The sequence below is a fragment of the Azorhizobium doebereinerae UFLA1-100 genome, assembly GCF_000473085.1.
Classification (GTDB): domain Bacteria; phylum Pseudomonadota; class Alphaproteobacteria; order Rhizobiales; family Xanthobacteraceae; genus Azorhizobium; species Azorhizobium doebereinerae.
On the sequence record NZ_AXBA01000086.1, the window covers coordinates 1 to 2,853 of the forward strand.

The 2,853-nt window shown below is 65.5% G+C and carries 2 protein-coding genes and 1 pseudogene; 1 reads left to right on the forward strand and 2 read right to left on the reverse strand.

The window, feature by feature from the left end:
• Positions 1-132 precede the first annotated feature (132 nt).
• Entirely contained in the window at positions 133-750 is a 618-nt protein-coding gene (locus YU1_RS0125545; protein WP_029006457.1) for a hypothetical protein, read from the forward strand.
• Positions 751-1,143: 393 nt separating this feature from the next.
• On the opposite strand, the gene YU1_RS0125555 is transcribed toward YU1_RS0125545, so the two are convergent.
• Positions 1,144-2,367, reverse strand: a complete 1,224-nt coding sequence (locus tag YU1_RS0125555; RefSeq protein ID WP_029006459.1) for a phage head morphogenesis protein — start codon at positions 2,365-2,367, stop codon at positions 1,144-1,146.
• Between the two features lie 3 nt (positions 2,368-2,370).
• Positions 2,371-2,853, reverse strand: a pseudogene (locus tag YU1_RS31320) (phage portal protein family protein); the annotation flags it as partial.

Sequence of the window (2,853 nt, forward strand, 5' to 3'; positions counted from 1 at the left end):
GCCTTTCGCTCAGCAGGAACAAATCGCTCATCACAGCCTCCTCAATGGAGACTGTGAATCACAACTCAAGGCAAATTAATAGGTCCTGAGCCTAGATCGAATTAGTTTCGCTCGATCAGGTAACGCAAGCGCATGGAATATCTGGACCACGACGCCGCTGATAGCTTCTATTTGCTGACCGTTCGTAGCTACGATCTTCATCTTATTGGACTCTCGGAGCTGGAACTGAGGCTTGCATGCCTTAGCGGCATGCTCAAGCCAGACGACCAGCTCTTTCGGCCGTTGCGCAACCACGTTCCGCCGTCGCTCGCGCACGAAACCGAACTGATCGACGACGATCGCTCGAAAGTCGAGATCACGCGCGAGGAATATTCAGAGCGTGAGATCCAGCAGGCAGCGAGCCGGCTATCGTTTCCGCCGCCGCCGGTTATGCAGCTTGTCGTGCGTGGCGTGGGCGGCATGAAGAAGTGGGTGTTCCACGAGTATGACGAGGATCCCCATCCTTCGATCCCGCACGGGCACGAACATGGAAAGGACCATCCCAAGTGCGATCCATATACCGGCAAGGTCTATGACGCTCACCGTAGAGAGATCAGCGAAGAGCGGCTAGGCCGCAAGACGCGGATCGCGCTGTGGAGCGACCACAAATTCCGAGAGTTCGCGCTCAAAGCTATCATCTGGTGCGAGGATCACCACCCGTATTATTCGTTCCGAGTGGCCCATCCGAGGCGCTTGCCGAAATTCCGGTGAAGCATAGCCCACTAGGCGCTAGTGGCTTCCTTATCGCCCGGCAGTTGGGTCAATACCAAGCCGGCCGTCTCCGACGCGGACAGACGGAAAAGTGTCAAACCTAATCACAGAATGAGGCTAGTCCGCACGCGCTGCGAACGGCTGATTCTGGGACGCGCCTTAAAAGCCCGCAACGACAGCAATGGGGTCGGGATCAGACCTTCATGAACGCTTCCAAGAATGTCGGCTCCTGCCGCAACCGCAGATATTCGCCACAGGAATTCAAATGGCACCCAAAGTCGAATTGGGGCATAATACCGTGCGCGGCGGTGAAGTCCGTTGGCCTCGGCATCTTGATGACGGTGGCCCCTGGAGGGACGCCCCGCGAGGGGGATCGGCTCCTCCCCGCCGCGGTCATTCCACCTTCTGGATCGCCTTTTCGCTGGGGCCGGCATTGCGCCTGTGTATGGAAACGACGCGCAAATAGCCTGTCTCTGACTTGGTGACGATGGCCCGCCACCAGGCCTTGCCCAGGTTCCAGATGATGCCCCGCCGCCTTGGATTGGCGTCGGTCACCACCATCCCTTCGGCAATGGCCTTCGGCAGCCGGCGCAGATCCTCATAGCTGCGGCCGTCCTTGTACCGGCCATCGTGATTGGCCCGCGCCACCACGTCTGCGCCATTGATGGACACCAGCGGCGATTTCGCCCCCATGTCGGCCTGGAGCCGGGGCGAGACGCCCGCCGGCAGCCACGCCTGCCGCGCCTGCTCGGGCGGCAGGCGGCTCACCACCCGCGTCCAGGGGCTATCCCACAGCTGCTCCAGGGTGCGGGCGGCGTCAGTGGGCGCGGCGTCCACCAAAGACTGCTCCAACGCCCGTAGCACGCCCTTCACGCGGGCCAGGCCCGGATTGCCGCCCCAGCCGGGATCGATGCCCACCGGCACATGCACGATCTCGCCGGTGCGTTTATTGGTGAAGGCCCGCGTCTCGATCACCGGCCGCTCGGCGGAATAGCGGATGTCGTTGTCATTGGCCGGCACGCGGGCCAGCAGTTCGTCGCGCTCGCGGGCGGTGATCTGGCGCACGGTGCATTTGCACAGCCAGCCGTTGGGCGGGAAGTGGCTGGCCCAGAACGGATCATCTACCGGCAGGATCGTCCCCACCCAGGCCAGATGCTCCTTGCGCGGGTCGGCCGCCGTGGTGCGCACATAGAGGAAGAACGGCAGCGCCCTCTTGGTGCGCTGCGCCCGCTCCCACTGGCCGGCGGCACGGGCCGAGGCCATGTTGCCCCAGAAGATGGTCTTGAGCCGGCGCGGCGCGGTGAAGTCCACCGCCGTGTCCGGCTGATCGCCCACGGGATCGGCCACCATCCGCAGGCCGCCCCAGCCGATGCGCTGGAGATCCGTCACCACCTGGGTGCGCCAGGTCTCGAACCCGAGCCCGTCCCGCTGCGCCGTGGCGATGGAGGCCTTGAAGGTGGTGAGCAGGTCGCTCTCCACCGCCTTCGCCACGGTGAAGGCGTGGGCATGCTCCTCCTGCCAGACATCCTGCCAGTGGAAGCCGGGCTTCAGGCCCTTGTCGTCCAGATAGCGCGTCACCTCCGGCGGCGGCCCGAAGCCGCGGGTGGTCTCGGCCATGGCTCAGTCCACCGCGTCGCCAATGCCGCGGGCGATGGCCGTGGCCTCGGCCAGCGCTTCGGCAAGGCGCGCGCCATCCGGCCCGCGCGCCGCCAGCAGGGCCAGCGCCTCGTCAAACGAGGTGGCGGTGGCCAGCACCTGGCGCAGCGGGTCGAGCAAGGGATCGGTGATGTCCTGCCAGTCCTCCAAGGCGTCCGCGAAGGCGGCGTCGGTCAAGGCGACACCATCCGGCACGTCGGCGGGCGCCAGCAGCAAGGCGGTTGGCGCGCAGGTGCCACAGGCGCAGCCGGCGCCATGGGCGGCGAGCCGCTTGGCCTTGGGCTCCGGCGGTGGCTCTGCCGGCGGCTTGGCTTCCGGGGTGGCCGCGGGCGCCCGGAGGAGGTCGTCATCCTCCCCCGGCTCGGACAGGCCCATGCGGTCGCGGATCTCCCGCTGGCTCACCTTGAGCCCCACCGGCACCAGCCGGGCCACCGCATCCGCCAGAGC